This window comes from Pseudomonas sp. TWI929, assembly GCF_039673335.1.
Lineage (GTDB): Bacteria > Pseudomonadota > Gammaproteobacteria > Pseudomonadales > Pseudomonadaceae > Aquipseudomonas.
Window position 1 is genome coordinate 1 of sequence record NZ_JBDJLK010000029.1, and the last position, 23,069, is coordinate 23,069.

General features: G+C 62.5%; 20 protein-coding genes. 3 read left to right on the plus strand and 17 right to left on the minus strand.

Annotated features, from left to right (window positions below; genetic code table 11):
• Positions 1-90: 90 nt before the first annotated feature.
• The 3 genes from ABE456_RS14045 to ABE456_RS14055 are packed head-to-tail and all read right to left on the minus strand — an operon-like array spanning position 91 to position 2,434.
• Positions 91-456: a DNA polymerase III subunit chi gene (locus ABE456_RS14045; RefSeq protein WP_346644447.1), complete on the minus strand. Its 366-nt coding sequence runs from the start codon at positions 454-456 to the stop codon at positions 91-93.
• A 5-nt stretch (positions 457-461) separates the two neighbouring features.
• Complete coding sequence (locus ABE456_RS14050) at positions 462-890, minus strand: DNA polymerase III subunit chi (protein WP_346644448.1); 429 nt, start codon at positions 888-890, stop codon at positions 462-464.
• 50 nt (positions 891-940) lie between these two features.
• Complete coding sequence (locus ABE456_RS14055) at positions 941-2,434, minus strand: leucyl aminopeptidase (RefSeq protein WP_346644449.1); 1,494 nt, start codon at positions 2,432-2,434, stop codon at positions 941-943.
• A gap of 301 nt (positions 2,435-2,735) precedes the next feature.
• Between ABE456_RS14055 and lptF the strand changes: the two genes are divergently transcribed.
• Both lptF and lptG read left to right on the plus strand, forming a co-directional pair.
• Positions 2,736-3,851: an LPS export ABC transporter permease LptF gene (gene lptF / locus ABE456_RS14060; RefSeq protein ID WP_346644450.1), complete on the plus strand. Its 1,116-nt coding sequence runs from the start codon at positions 2,736-2,738 to the stop codon at positions 3,849-3,851.
• A complete protein-coding gene (lptG, locus tag ABE456_RS14065; protein WP_346644451.1) occupies positions 3,844-4,905 on the plus strand; it encodes an LPS export ABC transporter permease LptG in 1,062 nt (353 codons plus the stop codon). Before lptF ends, lptG begins: the two co-directional genes overlap by 8 nt.
• Before the next feature lie 135 nt (positions 4,906-5,040).
• Here lptG and ABE456_RS14070 read toward each other — a convergent pair whose 3' ends face one another.
• The 13 genes from ABE456_RS14070 to arcD (ABE456_RS14130) all read right to left on the minus strand — a co-directional run bounded on the left by ABE456_RS14070 (position 5,041) and on the right by arcD (ABE456_RS14130) (position 20,799).
• Complete coding sequence (locus ABE456_RS14070) at positions 5,041-5,529, minus strand: RDD family protein (RefSeq protein WP_009687037.1); 489 nt, start codon at positions 5,527-5,529, stop codon at positions 5,041-5,043.
• A gap of 89 nt (positions 5,530-5,618) precedes the next feature.
• Entirely contained in the window at positions 5,619-5,831 is a 213-nt protein-coding gene (locus ABE456_RS14075; protein ID WP_050704121.1) for a cold-shock protein, read from the minus strand.
• Positions 5,832-6,188: 357 nt separating this feature from the next.
• Positions 6,189-7,310, minus strand: coding sequence for a glycine cleavage system aminomethyltransferase GcvT (gene gcvT / locus ABE456_RS14080; RefSeq protein ID WP_346644452.1), 1,122 nt, complete (start codon positions 7,308-7,310; stop codon positions 6,189-6,191).
• A gap of 27 nt (positions 7,311-7,337) precedes the next feature.
• Complete coding sequence (locus ABE456_RS14085) at positions 7,338-8,714, minus strand: L-serine ammonia-lyase (RefSeq protein ID WP_346644453.1); 1,377 nt, start codon at positions 8,712-8,714, stop codon at positions 7,338-7,340.
• 146 nt (positions 8,715-8,860) lie between these two features.
• Positions 8,861-11,716, minus strand: a complete 2,856-nt coding sequence (gene gcvP, locus ABE456_RS14090) for an aminomethyl-transferring glycine dehydrogenase (RefSeq protein ID WP_346644454.1) — start codon at positions 11,714-11,716, stop codon at positions 8,861-8,863.
• A gap of 11 nt (positions 11,717-11,727) precedes the next feature.
• Complete coding sequence (gene gcvH, locus ABE456_RS14095) at positions 11,728-12,111, minus strand: glycine cleavage system protein GcvH (protein WP_346644455.1); 384 nt, start codon at positions 12,109-12,111, stop codon at positions 11,728-11,730.
• A 307-nt stretch (positions 12,112-12,418) separates the two neighbouring features.
• Positions 12,419-13,624, minus strand: coding sequence for a sodium/glutamate symporter (gltS, locus tag ABE456_RS14100; protein WP_346644456.1), 1,206 nt, complete (start codon positions 13,622-13,624; stop codon positions 12,419-12,421).
• Positions 13,625-13,790: 166 nt separating this feature from the next.
• Positions 13,791-15,299, minus strand: a complete 1,509-nt coding sequence (locus ABE456_RS14105) for a sigma-54-dependent transcriptional regulator (RefSeq protein WP_346644457.1) — start codon at positions 15,297-15,299, stop codon at positions 13,791-13,793.
• A 169-nt stretch (positions 15,300-15,468) separates the two neighbouring features.
• On the minus strand, positions 15,469-15,837 hold the full coding sequence (locus ABE456_RS14110) for a DUF5064 family protein (protein ID WP_346644458.1): 369 nt from the start codon (positions 15,835-15,837) through the stop codon (positions 15,469-15,471).
• Positions 15,838-15,893: 56 nt separating this feature from the next.
• On the minus strand, positions 15,894-16,823 hold the full coding sequence (gene arcC / locus ABE456_RS14115) for a carbamate kinase (RefSeq protein ID WP_346644459.1): 930 nt from the start codon (positions 16,821-16,823) through the stop codon (positions 15,894-15,896).
• Between the two features lie 181 nt (positions 16,824-17,004).
• Positions 17,005-18,015, minus strand: coding sequence for an ornithine carbamoyltransferase (locus ABE456_RS14120; protein WP_346644460.1), 1,011 nt, complete (start codon positions 18,013-18,015; stop codon positions 17,005-17,007).
• Positions 18,016-18,084: 69 nt separating this feature from the next.
• Positions 18,085-19,338 (minus strand): arginine deiminase, encoded by a 1,254-nt coding sequence (gene arcA, locus ABE456_RS14125; protein ID WP_346644461.1) that lies wholly within the window; start codon positions 19,336-19,338, stop codon positions 18,085-18,087.
• A 33-nt stretch (positions 19,339-19,371) separates the two neighbouring features.
• A complete protein-coding gene (arcD, locus tag ABE456_RS14130) occupies positions 19,372-20,799 on the minus strand; it encodes an arginine-ornithine antiporter (protein WP_346644462.1) in 1,428 nt (475 codons plus the stop codon).
• 435 nt (positions 20,800-21,234) lie between these two features.
• Here arcD (ABE456_RS14130) and arcD (ABE456_RS14135) point away from each other — a divergent pair, with 435 nt between their 5' ends.
• A complete protein-coding gene (gene arcD / locus ABE456_RS14135) occupies positions 21,235-22,662 on the plus strand; it encodes an arginine-ornithine antiporter (protein ID WP_346644463.1) in 1,428 nt (475 codons plus the stop codon).
• Here the strand turns inward: arcD (ABE456_RS14135) and ABE456_RS14140 are convergent.
• Positions 22,642-23,055: a YbaN family protein gene (locus ABE456_RS14140; protein WP_346644464.1), complete on the minus strand. Its 414-nt coding sequence runs from the start codon at positions 23,053-23,055 to the stop codon at positions 22,642-22,644. The two genes, arcD (ABE456_RS14135) and ABE456_RS14140, sit on opposite strands and share 21 nt — an antisense overlap.
• Positions 23,056-23,069 lie beyond the last annotated feature (14 nt).

A 23,069-nucleotide genomic window follows, 5' to 3' on the forward strand; every position in this document is an offset into this window, starting at 1 on the left:
GCTCCCACAGGTGCAGCAGTGCCTTCAGGCCTGTGCTGATCCTGTGGGAGCGGGTTTACCCGCGAAGCAGGCGCCGCCGATTCTTCTGGCTTACTCGGAACGCTTGATCAGCCGCTCGATCCGCGCGTCCAGCCGGCGCTTGATCTCGTTCTCGATATGCGGGGTGAAGTCGTTGATCACGTCTTGCATGATCATTTGCGCCGCCGCGCGCAACTCGCTTTCCAGGTGCAGCAGGGTGTCCTGGCGGCGGGTCTGTGGGTCGTCTTCGGGCCCGGCGGTTAGCGGTTCGGCAGCAGTTGCAGGGTTGCCGTGTGCTTCTTCCAGCAACAACGGGATCTGCTCCACCGTTTCGGTCAGCAGCGGCGGTTGCAGGTCGGCGTCGCCAAGTAACTGGCGGATCGACTCGAGGTCATCGAGCAGATGGGCGGAGTCGGGCAGGGGGGAGGGCTTGTCCATCGTCGTCAAAGTCGCTGTAAGCGGTGGTCTTGCAGAGCATAGCCCTGTTCACGGTAGAAACGGAATCGCTCTCGGGCCGATTGGCGAATGCCAGGCTCCTCGACGACGATTTCGGCCACCCGCTCGAACTGGCCGACAAAGCCCGGCACGCTGGCGCCCAGGTTTATCAGCAAGTCGCGGTGCTCGCCCGCATTGTCAGCCAGGCCCAGGGCCACGCCGGCATCGGCATGCGCCTCGGCCAGGTCGTGGGGCACGAACGCCTCGCCCTTGAAGCGCCACAAGCGTTGGTCCAACTCGCTGCGCTGTTCGGCATCCTGGCAGTGCAGATAGACCCGGTGGCCGAGGCGCCAGGCCTTTTCGCACAGCTTGCAGGCGAAATCGAGCCGCGCCGACAGCGAGTCGGTGGGCAAAATATAGAAGTCGACTTTGCTCATGGTGGGAATCGCCGGCCGGTGGTGCGCAAGGCACCACCGGCGTCACGGCATCAGGCGCCAGCGCGGTCCAGCAGGTACTGGGTCAGCAGAGGTACCGGGCGGCCAGTGGCGCCCTTGTCCTTGCCACCGCTGACCCATGCGGTACCGGCGATGTCCATGTGTGCCCAGTTGTAGGCCTTGGCGAAGCGCGACAGGAAGCAACCGGCGGTGATGGTGCCGGCCTTCGGCCCGCCGATGTTGCCCATGTCGGCGAACGGGCTGTCCAGCTGCTCCTGGTATTCATCGAACAGCGGCAGCTGCCAGGCGCGGTCGTCGGCGCGCTTGCCGGCGTCGAGCAACTGGCCGACCAGGTCGTCGTTGTTGCCCATCAGGCCGGAAGTGTGGCTGCCCAGGGCAACGATGCAGGCGCCGGTCAGGGTGGCGATGTCGATCACCGCCTGCGGCTTGAAGCGCTCGGCGTAGGTCAGGGTGTCGCACAGCACCAGGCGGCCTTCGGCGTCGGTGTTGAGGATTTCGACGGTTTGCCCGCTCATGGTGGTGACGATGTCACCCGGGCGGGTGGCGCCACCGCTCGGCATGTTTTCGGCGCAAGCCAGCAGGCACACCAGGTTGATCGGCAGTTGCAGCTCCAGCACCGCACGCAGGGTACCGAACACGCTGGCGGCGCCGCACATGTCGTACTTCATTTCGTCCATGCCGGCGCCTGGCTTGAGGCTGATGCCACCGGTGTCGAAGGTGATGCCCTTGCCCACCAGTACGAACGGCTTGTCAGCCTTCTTGCCGCCCTGGTAGTTGAGCACGATCAGGCGTGGCGGCTGGTCGCTGCCCTGGCCCACGGCGTAGAAAGCGCCCATGCCCAGGTCCTTGATTTTCTTCTCGTCCAGTACTTCGACTTTCAGGCCCTTGTGTGCCTTGCCCAGGTCCTTGGCCTGTTCGGCCAGGAAGCTTGGGTGGCACAGGTTCGGCGGCAGGTTGCCAAGGTCGCGGGTGAACGCCATGCCGGTGGCGATGGCGCTGGCGTGCTTGACGGCGCGCTCGACCTCGGCCTGGCCAGCCTTGTCGGCCAGCAGGGTGACTTTCTTCAGGGCGCGCGGCTCGGCCTTCTGGCTCTTGAACCGGTCGAACACGTATTCGCCATCGAGCAGGGTTTCGGCCAGCAGGCGGTACTTGCCGTAATGGGCGTCGCGGTTGCTGACTGCGATATCGTCCAGGGCCAGCACTGCGTCGGCGCCGTTCAGGCCCTTGAGCACGCCGGCGACGCTGGCGACCAGTTTGCGCCAGGCGCGGTCGCCCAGGGCTTCGTCCTTGCCGCTACCCACCAGCAGTACGCGCTCGGCCTTCAGGCCTGGGAGGTTTTGCAGCAGCAGGGTCTGGCCCGGTTTACCGGCCAGGTCACCGCGCTTGAGCACGGCGCTGATGGCACCTTCGCTGGCCAGGTCGACGGCCTTGGCAACGGCGCCAAGCTTGCGGCTTTCACCTACCGGAATGACCAGGGTGGCGGTTTTTACGGATGCAGCAGCTACGCTTTTTACAACCAGTTCCATGTCAGGATCCCCGAATGATCGATACGAATGGCGCTGTGTGCTCCAGCGCTCTGGACGGGCCTGGCCGCGTAGTCGCGCGCCAGCGGAAAAGCTGCCAGTTTGAGCCTGCGGCAAGCGTGCTGACAACCCCGTATTGCACCTTCATGCGCGGCCAAGTGACAGGGGCGGTCAATCACAGGATAATGCGCGCACTTTACATGGAGGTTCGCCTTTGGCGAACCGGCATTGGTCTTGGATGTACTAAGTCATTGTTTGGCGCCATTGATTGGCAGTCCGCCCTGACAACCCAGGAGTGTCTGGTTTGATCGTCTTTCGTTATCTGTCCCGCGAGGTCCTGGTGACCTTGAGCGCCGTCAGCGCTGTGCTGCTGGTGATCATCATGAGCGGGCGCTTCATCAAGTACCTGGCCCAGGCTGCCCAGGGCGTGCTCGACCCGAGCGTGCTGTTCCTGATCATGGGCTTCCGCATGCCGGGCTTCCTGCAACTGATCCTGCCCCTGGGGCTGTTCCTCGGCATTCTCCTGGCGTACGGGCGGTTGTACCTGGAAAGCGAGATGACCGTGCTCTCGGCCACTGGCATGAGCCAGCAGCGCCTGCTGGGCCTGACCATGGCGCCGGCCGCCCTGGTCGCCCTGCTGGTAGCCTGGCTGAGCCTGAGCCTGGCGCCGCTGGGTGTGGCCCAGGTGCAGCAGATCATCGCCCAACAGGACGCCCTGACCGAGTTCGACACCCTGGTGCCGGGCCGCTTCCAGACCCTGCGTGACGGCTCGCGGGTGACCTACACCGAAGAGCTGTCGGACGACCGCATCAACCTGGGCGGGGTGTTCATCTCCGAGAAGCGCTTCAACCAGGACAAGACCAAGGACCGCGCCCCGTCGGTGCTGGTTGCCGAAAAAGGCCACCAGGAAATCCAGGCCGACGGCAACCGCTACCTGGTACTGGAGAACGGCTACCGTTACGACGGCAACCCAGGCCAGGCCGACTACCGTGCCATCAAGTACGATACCTACGGTGTGCTGCTGCCCAAGCCGGAAGTCGCCGAGGAAGTGACCGATCGCGAAGCCATCCCTACTTCCGAACTGTTCGGCAAGAAGGGCCTGCGCGAGCGCGCCGAGCTGCAATGGCGGCTGTCGCTGCCGATCCTGGTGTTCGTCGTCACCCTGCTGGCGGTGCCGCTGTCCCGGGTCAACCCGCGCCAGGGCCGCTTCCTCAAGCTGCTGCCGGCAATTCTCCTGTACATGGCCTACCTGACAATGTTGATTTCTGCACGCGGCGCCCTTGAGAAGGGCAAACTGCCGATCGCCCTGGGCATGTGGTGGGTCCACGGCCTGTTCCTGCTGATCGGCCTGGGCCTGATGTACTGGGAGCCGCTGCGCCTCAAGCGTGCCGCTCGCCGTGCGGAGGTGGCCCATGGGTAAGCTCGACCGCTACATTGGCCAGAGCGTGCTGCTGGCCATCGTGGCCGTGCTGGGGATCATTCTCGGCCTGGCCTCGCTGTTCGCCTTCATCGATGAGATGAGCGACCTGAGCGACACCTACACGGTGATGGAAGCAGGCAACTTCGTCCTGCTGACCGCACCACGCCGGTTGTATGAAATGCTGCCTATGGCTGCATTGATTGGCTGCCTGATTGGCCTGGGCAGCCTGGCCAGCAGCAGCGAGCTGACCATCATGCGCGCTGCCGGGGTTTCCATCGGCCGCATTGTCTGGGCGGTGATGAAGCCGATGCTGGTGCTGATGCTGGTCGGCCTGCTGATTGGCGAATATGTGGCACCGGTGACCGAGAACAAGGCCCAGGCCGACCGTTCCCTGGCCCAGGGTGGCGGTGAAGCGCAAAGCTCCAAGCGCGGCATGTGGCACCGCCAGGGCGAGGAGTACGTGCACATCAACGCCGTGCAGCCCAACGGCCTGCTGCTGGGCGTGACCCGCTACCGCTTCGACAGCGAGCGCAAGATTGTCACTTCAAGCTTCGCCCGCCGTGCGCAATACCAGCAAGACCACTGGCTGCTCGCCGATGTGCGCACCACCTACTTCCGTGGCGACCATACCGAAGTGGTCAATACCCCGGAGGAACGCTGGGATGTTTCGCTCACGCCAGAACTGCTCAATACCGTGATCCTGGCGCCGGAGTCGCTGTCGATTACCGGGTTGTGGGACTACATCCACTACCTGTCCGACCAGGGCCTGAACAATGCCCGTTACTGGCTGGCGTTCTGGACCAAAGTGCTGCAGCCGATGGTAACTGCGGCGCTGGTGCTGATGGCGATCTCGTTCATCTTTGGCCCGCTGCGCTCGGTGACCCTTGGTCAACGCGTGTTCACCGGTGTGCTGGTGGGCTTCGTGTTCCGCATCGGCCAGGACCTGCTCGGGCCTTCGAGCCAGGTGTTTGGCTTCCCGCCGCTGCTGGCGGTGGTGATCCCGGCAGGCATCTGTGCGCTGGCAGGTTTGTGGCTGTTGCGCCGGGCAGGTTGATGGCCTGAGCTGCACAAAAAAGCCGACCTCAGGGTCGGCTTTTTTGTGGGCGTAAACCTGTGCCGGCCTCTTCGCGGGTTCATCGGTGCGCCGAACCGCCGCGAAGAGGCCGGCACAGGCGGTACAACTCTCGGCTCATTTCTTCTGCTTCGGCACCCGCACCAGCTGGCTTTCCGAATAGATGTCATGCCAACCACGCTTGCGCTTGTCGATCAGCACCCAGAAAAAACCCAACCCCAGGCACAACCACGAAGCAATCGACACTACAAAGCGCAACAGCGCCTGCCACAGGCTGATGGCCGAGCCATCGGCGTTCTGCACCCGCACGCCCCACACCTGCATACCCAGGGTCTGCCCGCCATGGGTCCAGAACTTGGCAAAGAAGCCAAACAAGGCAAACAGCAATACCGTCGATAACAGCGGGTCGCCATCCAGCGCGCCGGCCTCGGTCAGCTCACGCATGCGTGCTTCGCCGATGATCGCCATCTGGATCATCTTGTAGGCGCCAGCGGTAACGATCAGTAGCGCCGTGCACAACAAAAAGTCATAGAACATCGCCGCCAGGCGCCGGCCCAGGCCGACCGGCGGAAAATCACCCTGGGGTGTGAGCAGAGGCTTGGACATGCAGGACGGCTCCAGAAGACGAAGCCGCTATTCTACGGGCAAAAAAAAGCCCCTGCACTTGGCAGGGGCTTTTGGTGTCTGGTATTCGCTTAGGCGACGACCTGAACCTTGTCAGCCTGCAGGCCTTTCTGGCCCTGAACTGCTTCGAAGGTGACCTTCTGGCCTTCTTTCAGGCTCTTGAAGCCGTTGCCTTCAATAGCGCGGAAGTGCACGAACAGATCAGCACCGCTTTCTGGGGTGATGAAGCCGTAACCTTTTTCGTCATTGAACCACTTGACGGTACCGTTCTGACGCTCAGCCATTGTCTTATTTCCTATGAAGCTTAAATTTTGATGACAGTTTCTTTTGCACTGTTTGTAAGCAAAAGATTACTGGGCTGGGTTGCAGGAAAGTAAGAGACGTCAATCGGGTTGTAGCAAATTGCGGCTACTGGCCCAGGTCACGAACTGTTGCGACCCATGCAAACACAGTGCAGTGACTCTACGCCAACTCCCGAGAGAAAAACAAGCCCTTGGTCGTATGGAAAATCGGCCGCTTGCCGATAACCGACCGATTTGTCGGAAACGGCATGGCGCCTGGCCTGGCGCCATGTTCAAAAGTTATTGGACAGGTTCGAAAACGAATATGTCGAACCTGCCTGCAACCTTCACAAAGCAGTTTCAGCCACGGTAGTAACGTTGTGCCACGAAAGGCATTTTGCTGACTTTCAAGGCAACCTTCTTGCCCCGCACCACAGCAAACAGTGCCGTGTCGAGTGCAGCATGTTCACTATCGATATAACCCATTGCTACAGGTGCACCGAGTGTCGGGCCAAAGCCGCCGCTGCACACTTTACCTACCGGTTTATTGTTTGCGTCGACAATATCCGCGCCTTCACGTACTGGCGTACGTTCCTGCGGCAACAGGCCGACACGTTTGCGCGCTACGCCATCGCGCTGGTGGGCGAAGATGGCCTCGGCGCCCGGGAAGCCGGCAGCACGTGCGCCATCGGCGCGGCGCACCTTGGAAATCGCCCACAGCAGGCTCGCTTCGATCGGGGTGGTCTCGGTGTTCATGTCGTGGCCGTACAGGCACAGGCCGGCTTCCAGGCGCAGCGAGTCGCGCGCACCCAGGCCGATCGGCTGCACTTCGGGCTCGGCCAGCAGGCGGCGGGCCAGGGCTTCGGCAGCGTGCACAGGTACCGAAATTTCGTAGCCGTCTTCGCCGGTGTAGCCCGAGCGGCTGACGAAGCAGTCTTCACCCAGCAGTTTCACCGGGCGGAACTGCATGAAGGTCATGCCGGCCACTTCCGGGGCCAGGCGCTCCAGCACCTTGACCGCTGCCGGGCCTTGCAGGGCCAGCAGGGCGCGTTGCTCGAACAGTGGCTGTACTTCGCAACGGCTGCCGATGTGCGCTTGCAGGTGGGCCAGGTCCTGGTCCTTGCAGGCGGCGTTCACCACCAGGAACAGGGTGTCGTCGCCCAGGTTGGCAACCATCAGGTCGTCGAGGATGCCGCCTTGTTCATTGGTGAACATGGCGTAGCGCTGCATGCCCACCGGCAGGTCGATGATGTCCACCGGCACCAGGCTTTCCAGGGCCTTGGCGGCATCGCTGCCACGCAGGGTGATCTGGCCCATGTGCGAGACATCGAACAGGCCGGCCTGCTCGCGGGTGTGCAGGTGTTCCTTGAGCACGCCCAACGGGTACTGCACCGGCATGTCGTAGCCGGCGAACGGCACCATGCGCGCACCCAGTTCCAGGTGCAGGGCATGCAGTGGGGTCTTGAGCAGTGTTTCGGACATCGGTGACTCCTTGCTGTTGTTGTAGGGTCAACATTCGATGATGTTGACGGCCAGGCCGCCACGGGCGGTCTCTTTGTATTTGCTTTTCATGTCGGCGCCGGTCTGGCGCATGGTGCGGATAACCTTGTCGAGCGACACGTAGTGCTGCCCGTCGCCGCGCAAGGCCATGCGCACCGCGTTGATCGCCTTCACCGAGCCCATGGCGTTGCGCTCGATGCAAGGCACCTGGACCAACCCGCCGATCGGGTCGCAGGTCAGGCCCAGGTTATGTTCCATGCCGATTTCGGCGGCGTTTTCCACCTGCTGCACGCTGCCGCCCATGACTTCGCACAGCGCCCCGGCAGCCATCGAGCAGGCCACGCCGACCTCGCCCTGGCAGCCCACTTCGGCGCCGGAAATGGAGGCGTTTTCCTTGTACAGGATGCCGATGGCCGCGGCAGTGAGCAGAAAGCGCACCACCCCGTCCTCGCTGGCGCCCGGTACGAAGCGCATGTAGTAGTGCAGTACCGCCGGGACGATGCCTGCCGCGCCGTTGGTGGGGGCGGTGACCACACGCCCGCCGTTGGCGTTCTCCTCATTCACCGCCAGGGCGTAGAGGTTGACCCAGTCGAGCACTGACAGGGCATCGCGCAGGCTGGCCTCCGGGTGGCGGCTCAGCTGCCGGTGCAGGGCTGGCGCCCGGCGTTTGACCTTGAGCCCGCCCGGGAGGATGCCTTCATGCTGGCAGCCGGCTTCGACGCAATCCTGCATCACCTGCCAGATGCGCAGCAGCCCGGCGCGGGTTTCGGCCTCCGGGCGCCAGGCCGCCTCGTTGGCCAGCATCACCTGGCTCACCGTGAGGTTTTGTGCGGTGCAGTGGCCGAGCAGTTCCTTGGCGGTCTTGAACGGGTAGGCCAGCGCCGTGCTGTCCTCGACGATGCGGTCGTGGCCGGCGGCGTCCTCGTCGACCACGAAGCCGCCGCCCACCGAGTAGTACTCGCGGCTACGGATTTGCAGGCCGGCGTCATCGAAGGCGCGGAAGATCATGCCGTTGGGGTGGTAATCCAGGGGCTTGCGGATCATTGCCAGGTGCTGCTTTTCGATAAAGGCAATGCTGTGCTCGCCCAGCAGGTTGATGCGGCCGCTGTCGCGGATGGCCTGCAGGCGGGCGGGGATGGTGTTGGTATCGACGATGTCGGGGTGTTCGCCTTCAAGGCCCAGCAGCACGGCCTTGTCGCTGCCGTGGCCCTTGCCGGTGGCGCCCAGCGAGCCATACAGCTCGGCCTTGACGCTGGCGGTGCGGGCAAGCAGACCATCACGGCGTAGCCCTTCGGCGAAACGCGCAGCAGCGCGCATCGGGCCGACCGTGTGCGAACTGGAGGGGCCGATGCCGATCTTGAACAGGTCGAAGACGCTCAGTGACATGGTGGTACCTCCTGAAGATCTTTGGGGCTGCTGCGCAGCCCTTTCGCGACACAAGGCCGCTCCCACAAAGAGCGGCGCGGTCCCTGAGGGAGCGGCCTTGCGTCGCGATTGGGCCGCAAAGCGGCCCCAGCTTCCTAAAGGGCGCCTCAGGCGTCCTGATAGCTCTCGATCGACGGGCAGGCGCACACCAGGTTGCGGTCGCCGAACACGTTGTCGACCCGGCCGACTGGCGGCCAGTACTTGCCTTCCACCAGGCTTGGCAGCGGGTATACCGCCTGCTCGCGGCTGTAGCCATGGGCCCATTCGCCAACCAGCTCGGCCGCAGTGTGCGGGGCGTTTTTCAGCGGGTTGTCGTCCTTGTCCAGGCTACCGTTCTCGACCGCGCGGATTTCTTCGCGGATCTGGATCATCGCGTTGCAGAAGCGGTCCAGTTCTTCCTTGGACTCGCTTTCGGTCGGTTCGATCATCAGCGTGCCGGCCACCGGGAAGGACATGGTCGGGGCGTGGAAGCCGAAGTCGATCAGGCGCTTGGCCACGTCGTCGACGCTGATGCCGCTGGTGTCCTTCAGCGGGCGCAGGTCGAGGATGCACTCGTGGGCCACCAAGCCATTACCACCGGTATACAGAACAGGATAGTGCTCTTCCAGGCGGCGGGCGATGTAGTTGGCGTTGAGGATCGCCATCTGCGAAGCACGCTTGAGGCCGGCACCGCCCATCATGCGGATGTACATCCAGGTGATCGGCAGGATGCTGGCGCTGCCGAACGGCGCGGCGCACACCGCACCGATGGTGTTTTCCAGTTGCGCATGGCCTGGCAGGAACGGCGCCAGGTGCGACTTGACGCCAATCGGGCCGACGCCTGGGCCGCCACCGCCGTGCGGGATGCAGAAGGTCTTGTGCAGGTTCAGGTGGGAAACGTCGCCGCCGAACTTGCCCGGCGCGCACAGGCCGACCATGGCGTTCATGTTGGCGCCGTCGATGTACACCTGGCCACCGTTGTCGTGGATGATCGCGCAGATTTCGCCGATCGCTTCCTCGAACACACCGTGGGTCGACGGGTAGGTGATCATGATTGCGGCCAGGCGCTCGCGGTGCTCGATGGCCTTGGCGCGCAGGTCCTCGACATCGACGTTGCCGCGGGCGTCACAGGCGGTGACCACCACGCGCATGCCGGCCATGTGCGCGGTGGCCGGGTTGGTACCGTGCGCAGAAGACGGGATCAGGCAGATGTCGCGGTGGCCTTCGCCACGGCTGCGGTGGTAGGCGCGGATGGCCAGCAGGCCTGCGTACTCGCCCTGGGAGCCGGCGTTGGGCTGCAGCGACACGGCGTCGTAGCCGGTGGCGGCGCAGAGCATGGCTTCCAGCTCGGTGGTCATCTGCAGGTAGCCCTGGCTTTGCTCGGCCGGGGCGAACGGGTGCAGGTTGCCGAACTCGGCCCAGGTGACCGGGATCATTTCGCTGGCGGCGTTCAGCTTCATGGTGCACGAGCCCAGCGGGATCATGCTGCGGTCCAGCGCCAGGTCCTTGTCGGCCAGGCGGCGCAGGTAGCGCATCAGCTCGGTTTCGCTGTGGTAGCGGTTGAACACCGGGTGTTCGAGGATGGCCGACTGACGCAGCAGGGCGGCAGGCAGCAGCGAACCGGTGCTGGCGGCCAGCGCGGCGAAGTCAGGCTGGGCCTGGTCGCCAGTGAACAGCTGCCACAGGGCCTCGACGTCCGCCTGGCTGCTGGTTTCGTCCAGCGACAGGCCCAGGTGGGCGGCATCGACCTGACGCAGGTTGATGCCTTGGGCACGTGCCTGGTCATGCAGGCTGGCGGTGGCAGTGCCGGTGGCCAGGGTCAGGGTGTCGAAGGCGCTGGCGCCCACTACTTGAACGCCCAGTACCTTCAGGCCGGCGGCCAGGATGGCGGTCAGGGCATGGGTGCGTTCGGCAATGCGTTTGAGGCCGGCCGGGCCGTGGTACACGGCGAACATGCTGGCGATGTTGGCCAGCAGTACCTGGGCGGTACAAATGTTGCTGGTGGCCTTTTCGCGGCGGATGTGCTGCTCGCGGGTTTGCATGGCCAGGCGCAGGGCGGTCTTGCCGAAGCGGTCGATCGACACGCCGACCAGGCGGCCCGGCATGTCGCGCTTGAACGCGTCACGGGTAGCGAAGTAGGCCGCGTGTGGGCCGCCGAAGCCCAGTGGTACGCCAAAGCGCTGGGCACTGCCGATGGCCACGTCGGCGTCGAATTCGCCCGGTGGGGTCAGCAGGGTCAGGGCCAGCAGGTCGGCGGCCACGGCGACCAGGGCGTTGGCCGCGTGGAAGCGCTGCACCAGGTCGCGGTAGTCGAACACTTCACCGTTGCTGGCCGGGTACTGCAGCAGGGCGCCGAAGAAGGCGCTGACATCGCTCAGTTCGCGCTCGTCGCCGACCACGATCTCGATACCCAGCGGTTCGGCACGGGTGCGCAGCACGTCGAGGGTTTGCGGGTGGCAATGTACCGAGGCGAAGAAGCTGTGGCTGGCCTTGTTCTTCGACAGGCGCTTGCAGAAGGTCATGGCTTCGGCGGCGGCGGTAGCTTCGTCGAGCAGCGATGCGTTGGCGATCGGCAGGCCGGTCAGGTCGCTGATCAGGGTCTGGAAGTTCAGCAGTGCTTCCAGGCGGCCCTGGGAAATTTCTGGCTGGTACGGGGTGTAGGCGGTATACCAGGCCGGGTTTTCCAGCAGATTGCGCAGGATTGGTGCCGGGGTGTGGGTGTTGTAATAGCCCTGGCCGATGTAGCTCTTGAACAGCTGGTTCTTGCCGGCGATGGCTTTGAGTGCGGCCAGCGCGTCAGCTTCACTCTGGCCGTCGTGCGAACCGAGCACGCTGGTGCCCTTGATGCTGTCGGGGATGACCGCTGCGGTCATGGCTTCCAGCGAGTCGAAGCCGAGTGCGCTGAGCATGGCCTGCTCGTCAGCGGCGCGTGGGCCGATGTGGCGGGCGATGAATTCGTTGGCGGTGCCGAGGTTGATGGTCATGGCGGGGTTCCTCAGGCGTCGTCGTTGGCTTTGATCAGGCGGTCGTAGGCGTCCTGGTCGAGCAGGGCGCCGACGGCGCTGGCATCGGCAGGGATGAAGCGGAAGAACCAGCCTTCGCCCATCGGGTCTTCGTTGACCAGTTCCGGGCTGTCTTCAAGCTGGCCGTTGACCTCGACTACTTCGCCGGTCAGCGGCATGTATACGCCGCTTGCGGCCTTGACCGATTCGACGGTGGACGCTTCGCTGCCTTTCTCATACTGCTGCAACTCTGGCAGTTGCACGAAAACCACATCGCCAAGGGCGTTCTGGGCGTAGGCGGTGATGCCCACGGTGACGCTGCCATCGGCTTCGACGCGCAGCCATTCGTGATCTTCAGTGAAACGCAACTCGCTCATGGGGAATCCTCGGGAAGCAGGGCGTTGGGCGCGGTGGCTCCGCGCTCTTGGGGTTAGGATTCCCTTAGCAAAAATGCGGCCAATCATAAAAAAGCTTTATAAATCAGTTATTTAAGTATTTTTTGTAACCAATTTGACTTATTGATGGAATGAAATCGATACAGGGGGCGAAGAAAGGAAAAGGGTTTGGGGATCAAACCCTTGTGCAGGCGCATTCGAATGGGTGTGTATCGTTTTCGGTACGGTGTATTCAAATCAATACATGTCATCCTGCATTGGCCCAGTCGCCTGTACAGGTTGAAATCGCTTAACCGGGGATAAACAAGGGCAATGCCAAGTACAACTTGATCACGATGACATTGATGATGTCGATGAAGAACGCGCCCACCATCGGCACCACCAGGAAGGCAATGTGCGAGGCGCCATAGCGTTGGGTCACCGCTTGCATGTTGGCAATGGCTGTTGGTGTAGCGCCCAAGCCAAAACCACAGTGCCCGGCAGCCAGCACCGCCGCATCATAGTTACGCCCCATGACCCGGAACGTCACGAAGATCGCAAACAGTGCCATGACCAGTGTTTGTGCGGCCAACAGTACAAAGAACGGTAAGGCCAATGCTGCCAGGTCCCACAGTTTGAGCGACATCAAGGCGATGGCCAGGAACAACGACAAACTTACATTGCCCAGTACCGAAACTTCCCGTTCAAACACATGATAAAAGCCGAACGCCGAAAGGCCGTTGCGTAACAACACTCCCACGAACAACACACAAACGAACGTTGGCAGCTCAAATGCAGTGCCTTTCAACAAACCGTTAAGTAACGAACCGGCGAGCAAGCTGACGGCAATCAGTGCCAGTGTCTCGACAAATGAAAACGAGGTGATCAGGCGCTCTTTGTCGGGTTGTTCGAAACCCTTGGGCAGTTGCGGCAATTCTTGCTCAAGCCCAGGTGTTTTTACCCGTTTGATCAGCAGCCGGGCGACTGGGCCACCAATCAGGCCACCGAGTACCAGGCCAAAAGTGGCCGAGGCCATCGCCAGCTCCGAGGCCGAGGCCAGGCCAAACTTCTCGGTGAACGTTGCCCCCCAGGCAGCACCAGTGCCGTGGCCGCCGGACAAGGTAATCGAGCCGGCCAGCAGGCCCATTAGCGGGTCGAGCCCCAATGCTGTGGCCAGGCCGATACCCATGCCGTTCTGCACCAGCAGCAGGCAGGTCACCACCAGCAGGAACACGGTCACCACACGGCCACCTTTTTTAAGGCTGGCGAAGTCGGCACTCAAACCGATGGTGGCGAAAAATGCCAGCATCAGGGGTGTTTGCAGCGAAGTATCGAACTGCACATGCACATCGAAACTGCGCAAGGCCAGCAGCGCCACGGCTACTACCAGGCCACCTGCGACAGGTTCCGGGATGTTATAGGCGCGCAGGAAACCAATGCGGGCGACAAGACCGCGCCCCAGTAACAGTACTAATGAGGCGGCTACAAGCGTCCCGTAAAAATCGAGTTCAAACATCAGGTGCTCTCGTTATATCCAGAAACGAACCACTTCCCGCTGTGCGGTGGATAAGTGGGGTGACAGGTGGGAATACACTGTCACCATTCTACGAGGCATACGTGGGAGAGTATCTTTCACTGGCGTAGGAAAAGCCTGAATAACAACCGGATTATTACAACAACTATCAGGCTTTACCCGGTATTCCATATTTACGCAGGCGCTGGGCGATGGCGGTGTGCGAAGTTTGCAGGCGCCCGGCCAGTTGTCGGGTCGAGGGGTAGCTGGCATACAACCGTTGCAACAGCTCACGCTCGAAATCGCCTACAGCCTGTTCCAGGCTGGCCACTTCGCCGTCCAGGCCGCGGGCCACCGAGGTGCCGGCGATGTCCAGGTCACCAATATCCACCAGGTTGCCCTCGCAGATAGCCGCCGCGCGGAAAATCACGTTCTGCAGCTGGCGCACGTTACCTGGCCAAGGGTTGGCCAGCAGTGCCGAATGGGTGGCCGGGGTCAGCCGGCAGGGTGGGCGCTGGATCTGCGTACAGGCTTGCTGCATGAAAAAATGCGCCAGCATCAGGATGTCCTGGCCGCGGTCGCGCAGTGGCGGTACTTGCAGGTTGAGCACGTTGAGGCGGTAGAACAGGTCTTCGCGGAAGCTGCCTTCGGCGACCATGCGCTCGAGGTCGCGGTGGGTGGCGCTGATGATGCGCACATCTACCTTCACTTCGCGGTCGCCACCCACCCGGCGGAAGCTGCCATCGCTGAGAAAGCGCAGCAGCTTGGCCTGCAGGTACGGCGACATTTCGCCGATTTCATCGAGGAATACCGTACCCTGGTTGGCCAGCTCCATCAGCCCGGGTTTGCCACCCCGTTGTGCGCCAGTGAAGGCGCCGGGGGCGTAACCGAACAGTTCGCTTTCGGCCAGGCTTTCCGGCAGTGCGGCGCAGTTTAGCGCCAGGAACGGTGCGGCGTGGCGGCTGCTGATGGCATGGCAGGCGCGGGCTACCAGTTCTTTGCCGGTGCCGGTTTCGCCATGTACCAGCAGTGGTGCATCGAGCGTTGCCACGCGCAGGGCACGGGCCTTGAGGGTACGGATGGCCGGCGAATCGCCGAGCAAGGCATCGAAGCCTTCGGCATGGTCGTGGTGCAGCGCCGAAAGGCGTTCGCCCATGCGCGTTGGCGGGTACAGCGTCAGCAGGCCACCGGCGTTGGTGATTGGCATGGCGTCCAGCAGCAAACTCTGGCCGTTCAGTTGCATCTCGCGCATGGGCAGGTGGAAGTTGTTGTCCAGCAGTGCCTGCAGCAGTGCCGGGTCGCCGAACAGTTCACCCACTGAGCGCCCGGCCGATTCGCGACCGCACAACTCGATCAGCGCCGGGTTGGCCAGCAGCACCTTGCCAGCACTGTCCACGGCCAGCACCGGGTCGCTCATGGCGGCCAGCAGGGCATCGAGTTGCAGGTGGCGGCGCTGGCCGGGGAGGATGTCGACCACGTCCACCGATTGCACGCCGCGCACTTCGAACAACGCGTCGTGGAGTTCTTCGAGCACGGCGGGGCTGAGGGTAGGGGCGTCGATGTAGACGTTCGGCGGGACCATCTCCACGGCGTCCAGGTTGAGGTTGCGGGCACCGAGCAGGGCGAGGACTTCCTGGGTGATGCCGACGCGGTCGATGAAGCTGACGTGGATGCGCATGGGGACGGTGAAGGTGGTGGCCGGGGAGGGCGCTAGTATGCCTTAACATCGCCGGGGCCGCTTTGCGGCCCAATCGCGACGCAAGGCCGCTCCTACAGGGGAACGCGTATCCCTTGTAGGAGCGGCCTTGCGTCGCGATGGGCTGCGCAGCAGCCCCAAAATCCTGAAATCATTCCAAATGTTCAGGCTTGATCGGGTCGCCCGACTTCACATCCAGCTTTTCACGGATGTCCTTGAACATGTGGTCATAGAGCTTGTGTGGCGAACTCAGGTTCTCGAACTTCTTCGGCGGCACCAGATACGACTGGGCCTTGCGGGTTAGTAGCATGAGGAAACTGGGCAACACTTGATCCTTGGCCAGGTAGAACTTTTCTTCCACCGCCTTGCCTTCGATGCTGCCATGCATGTGGAACTGAATGCCTCGGCCTTCCTTGGGGTCCGACACTGCCTCGTATTCGATGTTCAGGTCATAGCTGTGGTCGTTCTTGTTCAGCGCGGTGCGCTCGATGTGTACATGACCGGGTTGGTACTGGGCCATGGCAAGCTCCTTTGGAAGGTCGAAAATGGCGGGCACCATAGGCCCGCCCACTGCATTCAACGGTAGCTGATCCCCGGCTTGGCGGTGGAAACCCGTGTGCCGGCTGTGCCTTTGACGATGTCTTCAATATTCTCCAGCGAACTGATTACCGCCACTTTGCCGGTGTTGCGGGCGAAATCACTGGCCGCTTGCACCTTGGGCCCCATGGAGCCTGCGGCAAAGCCAAGCCGTTCGAGCTCGTCGGGGTGTGCCTGGGCAATGGCTTTTTGCGTGGGTTTGCCCCAGTCAATGTAGGCGGCATCGACGTCGGTGGCGATTATCAAAAGGTCGGCGTCCAGTTGCTCTGCCAACAAGGCCGAGCACAGGTCCTTGTCGATCACCGCTTCGATGCCTTTGAGCTTGCGGTTTTCATCGTACATGGTGGGGATGCCGCCGCCGCCGGCGCAAATCACGATGCTGTTCTTTTCCAGCAGCCACTTGATCGGGCGGATCTCGAAGATGCGCTTGGGTTTCGGGCTGGCTACCACGCGGCGGTACTTGTCGCCGTCTGGCTTGACCACCCAGCCCTTTTCCTTGGCCAGGCGTTCGGCTTCTTCCTTGGCGTAGACAGGGCCGATGAATTTGGTCGGGTCTTTGAAGGCGGGGTCGTTGGCGTCTACTTCCACTTGGGTCAGCAGGGTGGCGAACGGCACTTCGAAGGCCAGCAGGTTACCCAGTTCCTGTTCGATCATGTAGCCGATCATGCCTTCGGTTTCGGCACCCAGCACGTCCAGCGGGTAGGCCTCGTCGGGCTTGTAGGACAGGCCCTGCAGCGACAGCAGGCCAACTTGCGGGCCGTTGCCGTGGGCGATGACCAGCTCGTTGCCAGGGTGGATCTTGGCGATCTGTTCGGTGGCGGTGCGGATATTGGCGCGCTGGTTGTCAGCGGTCATGGGCTCGCCGCGACGCAGCAGGGCGTTGCCGCCCAATGCAACAACGATACGCATGGGGAATGTCCTTTAACGAAAGAAGGGAGCGCTGCTCTCGACCGGATATCACCGCCCCTTGTGGGAGCGGGTTTACCCGCGAAGGCGTCAGCCCAGGTTAAGGTGCTGGTGCTGCCGACGAATTCGCGGGTGAACCCGCTCCCACAGGGGATCGTAGTCGCCCGGCCTGGCGAGTCAGCCCTTACAGGTCAGCCAGGGTCGAAACCAGGATCGCCTTGATCGTGTGCATGCGGTTTTCCGCCTGCTCGAAGGCGATGCAGGCCGGCGATTCGAACACGTCGTCAGTCACTTCGATGCCGTTGGCCAGGTCCGGGTACTGTTCGGCGATCTGCTTGCCTACCTTGGTTTCGGAGTTGTGGAACGCCGGCAGGCAGTGCATGAACTTGGTCCGCGGGTTGCCGGTGGCTTTCATCAGCTGCGCATTCACCTGGTACGGCTTGAGCTGCTTGATGCGCTCGCCCCAGGCTTCGATCGGCTCACCCATCGACACCCAGACGTCGGTGTGCACGAAGTCCACACCCTTGACCGCGGCAACCGGGTCTTCGGTAAGGGTGATGCGGGCGCCGCTTTCCTCTGCATATTTCTTGCAGCGCTCGACCAGGTCGTCATGCGGCCACAGCGCCTTGGGCGCTGCGATGCGCACGTCCATGCCGAGCTTGGCGCCGATCAGCAGCAGCGAGTTGCCCATGTTGTTGCGGGCATCGCCCAGGTAGGCGTAGCTGATGTCGTGCAGCGGCTTGTCGCTGTTTTCACGCATGGTCAGCACGTCGGCGATCATCTGGGTCGGGTGGTACTCGTCGGTCAGGCCGTTGAACACCGGCACGCCAGCGAACTTGGCCAGCTCTTCGACGATTTCCTGCTTGAAGCCACGGTACTCGATGGCGTCGTACATGCGCCCGAGCACGCGGGCGGTGTCCTTCATGCTTTCCTTGTGGCCGATCTGCGAAGAGTTGGGGTCGATGTAGGTGACGTTGGCGCCCTGGTCATAGGCGGCCACTTCGAAGGCGCAGCGGGTACGGGTGGAGGTTTTTTCGAAGATCAAGGCAATGTTGTTGCCCTTCAGATGCTGCTGCTCGGTGCCGGTGTACTTGGCGCGCTTGAGGTCGCGGGACAGGTCCAGCAGGTAGCGCAACTCGCGCGTGGTGTGGTGTTCCAGGCTGAGCAGGTTGCGGTTGTGAATGTTGAACGCCATGATCGCTTCTCCTTGAGTTCGGTAGTGTCCCGGCCGGCGCTTTGTGGGCGCGGCCGGGTGCAATGGTCGTTAGTAGTCGATCGGGTCGCGCACAATCGGGCAGGTCATGCAGTGGCCGCCGCCACGGCCCCGGCCCAGTTCGCCGGCGCTGATGGTGATGACCTCGATGCCGGCCTTGCGCAGCAGGGTATTGGTGTAGGTGTTGCGGTCGTAGCCGATGACCACGCCTGGCTCGATGGCCACCACGTTGTTGCCGTCATCCCACTGTTCACGCTCGGCAGCGAAGCTGTTGCCGCCGGTCTCGACCACGCGCAGCTTGACCCCCAGTTGCTCGCCCACCACTTCGATGAACGACTTGTTGATGCGGCGCACATCCATGCCGTACGGCTTGCTTTCGTCCGGGCGGATGATGAACGGCACGATCTCTTTCACCACTTCCGGGAAGACCGTGACCAGGTCGCGGTCGCAGAAGCTGAACACGGTGTCCAGGTGCATGGCGGCGCGGGACTTCGGCAGGCCGGCGACGATCACTTCCTTGACCGCGCCCTTGGCGAACAGGTTCTGCGCCAGTTGGCCGATGGCCTGGCGCGAGGTGCGCTCACCCATGCCGATCAGCACGATGCCATTGCCGATCGGCATTACGTCGCCGCCTTCGAGGGTGGCATTGCCGTGGTCCTTGTCCGGGTCGCCGTACCACACCTGGAAGTCGGCGCCGGTGAACTCCTTGTGGAACTTGTAGATGGCGGTGGTCAGCAGGGTTTCCTGGCGGCGCGCCGGCCAGTACATCGGGTTCAGCGTTACACCGCCGTAGATCCAGCAGGTGGTGTCGCGGGTGAACTGGGTGTTGGGCAGCGGTGGCAGGATGAAGCTGGAGTGGCCCAGGTAGTCGTTGTACATCTTGACCACATCGGCACCTTCGCTCTGCGGCAGGTCCTGGCCAGCCACACCGCCGATCAGGAACTCGGCCAGGTGGCGCGGCTCAAGGCCTTCGAGCCAGCTGCGCACTTCGTTGGTCAGGCCCACGCCGACGGTGTCGGGGGTGATCTTGCGGTCGAGGATCCACTTCAGGGCCTCTTTGTTCTGCACGATGTCGGTCAGCAGGTTGTGCATCTCCAGCACATCCACGCCGCGCTCGCGCATCTTGGTGACGAAGTCGAAATGGTCGCGCTTGGCCTGGTCGACCCAGATTACGTCGTCGAACAGCAGCTCGTCACAGTTGCTCGGTGTCAGGCGCTTGTGCGCCAGGCCCGGCGAGCAAACCATCACTTTGCGCAGTTTGCCGGCTTCGGAGTGGACACCGTACTTCTGTTTTTCAGCGGACATGGTTTCATTCCTCCAATTGAATGAAAACGTGGGTCAAAGGGTCAGGAAGCCGTCGTACAGGCCAAAGGCTGCCACCAGGGCGCCGATGACCACGGCTGCGAAGATCAGTTTTTCCACGTTGGTGAAGATGGGTTGGCCGACTTCACGCTTGGCCTTGGCGAACAGGATTGCACCAGGGGCGTAGAGCAGGGCCGAGAGCAGCAGGTATTTCACGCCGCCGGCGTACAACAGCCAGATGGCGTACAACAGTGCGATGCCACCGATGATCAGGTCTTTCTTGCGTTCGGCCAGGGCCTGTTCGTAGGTTTCGCTGCGCAGTGCCAGCAGGAAGGCGTAGGCCGCCGACCACAGGTAAGGCACCAGGATCATCGAGGTGGCGAGGTAGATCAGTGACAGGTAGGTACTGCTGGAGAACAGCGTGATCACCAGGAAGATCTGCACCATGGCGTTGGTCAGCCACAGGGCGTTGGCCGGCACCTGGTTGGCGTTCTCGCGGCGCAGGAACTCCGGCATGGTGTGGTCCTTGGCGGCGGCGAACATGATCTCGGCGCACAGCAGCACCCACGACAGCAGGGCCCCCAGCAGCGAGATGATCAGGCCGACGCTGATCAGCACCGCACCCCAGTGGCCGACCACATGCTCAAGCACGGCGGCCATCGACGGGTTCTGTAGCTTGGCCAGTTCCGGTTGGGTCATGATGCCCAGCGACAGCACGTTGACCAGCACCAGGAACAGCAGCACGGTGACAAAGCCGATGACCGTGGCCTTACCCACGTCAGAGCGTTTTTCCGCCCGGGACGAGAAGATGCTTGCGCCTTCGATGCCGATGAACACCCATACGGTGACCAGCATCATGTTGCGCACCTGGTTCATCACGCTGCCAAGGTCCGGCGTGCCCACGGCCCAGATGTCGGCGGTGAAGATGTCGAGCTTGAAGGCGAACAGGCAGATCAGGGCGAACAGTACCAGCGGCACCACTTTGGCCACGGTGGTGACCAGGTTGATGAACGCCGCTTCCTTGATGCCGCGCAACACCAGGAAGTGCACTGCCCACAGCAGCACCGACGCGCCAATGATGGCGGCGGGGGTGTTGCCTTCGCCAAAGATCGGGAAGAAGTAGCCCAGGGTGCTGAACAGCAGCACGAAGTAGCCGACGTTACCCAGCCAGGCACTGATCCAGTAGCCCCAGGCCGAGGAGAAGCCCATGTAGTCGCCAAAACCGGCCTTGGCGTAGGCATACACCCCGCCGTCCAGGTCAGGCTTGCGGTTGGCCAGGGTCTGGAACACGAAAGCCAGGGTCAGCATGCCGACCGCGGTGATGGCCCAACCGATCAGTACCGCGCCAACCCCCGCGCTGGCGGCCATGTTTTGCGGCAGCGAGAAGATCCCGCCACCGATCATCGAGCCGACTACAAGTGCAACTAACGCGCCGAGTTTTAGTTTTCCGGATGAATCAGACATTTAACAACTCCTGCCAGGAGAAAGTTGACGACAGAGTAAATCCGACGCCTGGGCCAGCGGCTGACTTGCGTCAGTTTTTGGCTACGTAAAGTAGGAAAAATCCTTCACGTGACTCCTGGAGAGTGCCGACAGCTTCTGCTGCAGGCCTTGCGCGCTGGCACCTCCATGTCCTTCTAGAGCAAACGCTCTGTTCGGCCTGCGATGCTTGAAGCTAGCCGCTTTTGCCGCTTTCGCAAATTTTTCACAAGAATTTCGAGTTTTATCAGTTTCTTTTCTAGTTGCCTGGGAGCTGCTAATTTCTACTCAGGGGCTGCATAGACAAAGCAGTTATGACTGCTATAGCTTCAATGGCTTGGTCCATTATAAGTAACAGCATTTATATGGCTCGCAGGGCTGTTTCAAACGTATGACAGCGCGTAAAAAAATGGGGGACTCATGAGCGAACCGGGACAGAAGCTGCGCCTGGGCGCGCTGATCGCGCTGGTGGTCGGCTCGATGATTGGTGGCGGGATCTTCTCGCTGCCGCAGAACATGGCAGCGCGTGCCGATGTGGGCGCGGTGCTGATCGGCTGGAGCATCACCGCGGTTGGCATGCTGGCGCTGGCCTTCGTGTTCCAGACCCTTGCCAACCGCAAGCCAGAGCTGGACTCGGGGGTGTACGCCTACGCCAAGGCCGGCTTTGGCGAGTACATGGGTTTTTCCTCAGCCTGGGGCTACTGGATCAGTGCCTGGCTGGGCAACGTTGGCTACTTCGTGCTGCTGTTCAGCACCTTGGGCTTCTATTTCCCGATATTCGGCGAAGGCAACACGCCAATCGCCATCGGCTGCGCCTCGTTGCTGCTGTGGGCGGTGCACTTCCTGGTGCTGCGCGGCATCAAGGAAGCGGCGTTCATCAACCAGGTTACCACCGTGGCCAAGGTGGTGCCGTTGTTGATATTCGTGGTGATCGCGGCGTTCGCCTTCCGCGCCGACATCTTCACCCGTGACATCTGGGGCCTGAGCAACCCGCAGTTCGGCAATGTACTGGACCAGGTGCGCAACATGATGCTGGTCACCGTGTTCGTGTTTATCGGCATCGAGGGTGCCAGCGTGTATTCCGGCCGTGCCCAGCGCCGCTCGGACGTGGGCAAGGCCACGGTGATCGGGTTCCTCGGTGTGCTGGCGCTGCTGGTGCTGGTCAACGTGCTGTCGCTAGGCGTGATGACCCAGCCGGAGCTGGCTGGGCTGCAGAACCCGTCTCTGGCTTCGGTGCTGGAGCATATCGTTGGGCCTTGGGGCGCCTTGCTGATCAGCCTCGGCCTGGCGGTTTCACTGCTCGGCGCCTTGCTGTCGTGGGCGTTGCTGTGTGCGGAGATCCTTTATGCCACGGCGCGCGACAAGACCATGCCACGCTTCCTGGCCAAGGAAAACGCCAACCATGTGCCGGCCAATGCCCTGTGGCTGACCAACTGCATGATCCAGGGTTTCCTGCTGATCACGCTATTCTCGGCCGGTACCTACACCAGCCTGATCTACCTGGCTTCGTCGATGATTCTGGTGCCCTACCTGTGGTCGGCGGCGTATGCCGTGCTGCTGGCAGTGCGCGCAGAAACCTATGCCGGGCAGCCGGGGCTGCGGCGCAAGGACCTGCTGGTGGCACTGATTGCCTTGCTGTACGCGGTGTGGCTGCTGTACGCCGGCGGGCTGAAGTACCTGCTGCTGTCGGCGCTGCTGTACGCCCCCGGTGTGATCCTGTTCGCCAGGGCCAAGCATGAGCAGGGCCAGGCGTTGTTCACTACCTGGGAAAAGCTGATTTTCGCTGCCGTGCTGGCGGGCGCTGCGCTGGCGGCCTACGCCCTGTATTCAGGGCTGTTGAGCTTGTGACGGTGCTGGGCAGGCATGCTCCGGGCGCGACCAGATCCACAGGTTGCCCAGGGCCATGCCGGCGATGGCCAGGAACACCGGCCAGCGGTGTTCCAGGAAGGCCAGCATCAAGCCTGCGCACAGCAGCATGCTGATGGTCGCGCTGACCTTGGCCCGACGCTGGATCACCTTGCCATTGCGCCAGTTGTACAGGATCGGGCCGAACAGCCGGTGGCTCTCCAGCCAGGCCGACAGCCGCGGCGAGCTGCGGGTAGCCGCCCAGGCGGCCAGCAGGATGAACTCGGTGGTCGGCAGGCCGGGAATCACAATCGCGACCAGGCCCACGCCCAGGCTCACGTAAGCCAGGACTCCATACAGCAGGCGGGCGAGTTTCGAGCGGGCGGGTCGGGTCATGGTCTCACTGCATA

What these genes read in the sequence shown, in the direction of transcription:
- ABE456_RS14105 (WP_346644457.1), bottom strand. Translation starts at nt 15,299, where the DNA reads ATGCGCATCCACGTCAGCTTCATCGACCGCGTCGGCATCACCCAGGAA.
- gcvT (WP_346644452.1), bottom strand. Translation starts at nt 7,310, where the DNA reads ATGTCCGAAACACTGCTCAAGACCCCACTGCATGCCCTGCACCTGGAA.
- arcD (WP_346644462.1), bottom strand. Translation starts at nt 20,799, where the DNA reads ATGTCTGATTCATCCGGAAAACTAAAACTCGGCGCGTTAGTTGCACTT.
- gcvP (WP_346644454.1), bottom strand. Translation starts at nt 11,716, where the DNA reads ATGACCATCAACCTCGGCACCGCCAACGAATTCATCGCCCGCCACATC.
- ABE456_RS14110 (WP_346644458.1), bottom strand. Translation starts at nt 15,837, where the DNA reads ATGGCCCAGTACCAACCCGGTCATGTACACATCGAGCGCACCGCGCTG.
- ABE456_RS14075 (WP_050704121.1), bottom strand. Translation starts at nt 5,831, where the DNA reads ATGGCTGAGCGTCAGAACGGTACCGTCAAGTGGTTCAATGACGAAAAA.
- arcD (WP_346644463.1), top strand. Translation starts at nt 21,235, where the DNA reads ATGAGCGAACCGGGACAGAAGCTGCGCCTGGGCGCGCTGATCGCGCTG.
- ABE456_RS14070 (WP_009687037.1), bottom strand. Translation starts at nt 5,529, where the DNA reads ATGTCCAAGCCTCTGCTCACACCCCAGGGTGATTTTCCGCCGGTCGGC.
- ABE456_RS14085 (WP_346644453.1), bottom strand. Translation starts at nt 8,714, where the DNA reads ATGTCACTGAGCGTCTTCGACCTGTTCAAGATCGGCATCGGCCCCTCC.
- ABE456_RS14045 (WP_346644447.1), bottom strand. Translation starts at nt 456, where the DNA reads ATGGACAAGCCCTCCCCCCTGCCCGACTCCGCCCATCTGCTCGATGAC.
- lptG (WP_346644451.1), top strand. Translation starts at nt 3,844, where the DNA reads ATGGGTAAGCTCGACCGCTACATTGGCCAGAGCGTGCTGCTGGCCATC.
- arcC (WP_346644459.1), bottom strand. Translation starts at nt 16,823, where the DNA reads ATGCGTATCGTTGTTGCATTGGGCGGCAACGCCCTGCTGCGTCGCGGC.
- ABE456_RS14050 (WP_346644448.1), bottom strand. Translation starts at nt 890, where the DNA reads ATGAGCAAAGTCGACTTCTATATTTTGCCCACCGACTCGCTGTCGGCG.
- ABE456_RS14055 (WP_346644449.1), bottom strand. Translation starts at nt 2,434, where the DNA reads ATGGAACTGGTTGTAAAAAGCGTAGCTGCTGCATCCGTAAAAACCGCC.
- ABE456_RS14120 (WP_346644460.1), bottom strand. Translation starts at nt 18,015, where the DNA reads ATGGCGTTCAACATTCACAACCGCAACCTGCTCAGCCTGGAACACCAC.
- gcvH (WP_346644455.1), bottom strand. Translation starts at nt 12,111, where the DNA reads ATGAGCGAGTTGCGTTTCACTGAAGATCACGAATGGCTGCGCGTCGAA.
- ABE456_RS14140 (WP_346644464.1), bottom strand. Translation starts at nt 23,055, where the DNA reads ATGACCCGACCCGCCCGCTCGAAACTCGCCCGCCTGCTGTATGGAGTC.
- gltS (WP_346644456.1), bottom strand. Translation starts at nt 13,624, where the DNA reads ATGTTTGAACTCGATTTTTACGGGACGCTTGTAGCCGCCTCATTAGTA.
- arcA (WP_346644461.1), bottom strand. Translation starts at nt 19,338, where the DNA reads ATGTCCGCTGAAAAACAGAAGTACGGTGTCCACTCCGAAGCCGGCAAA.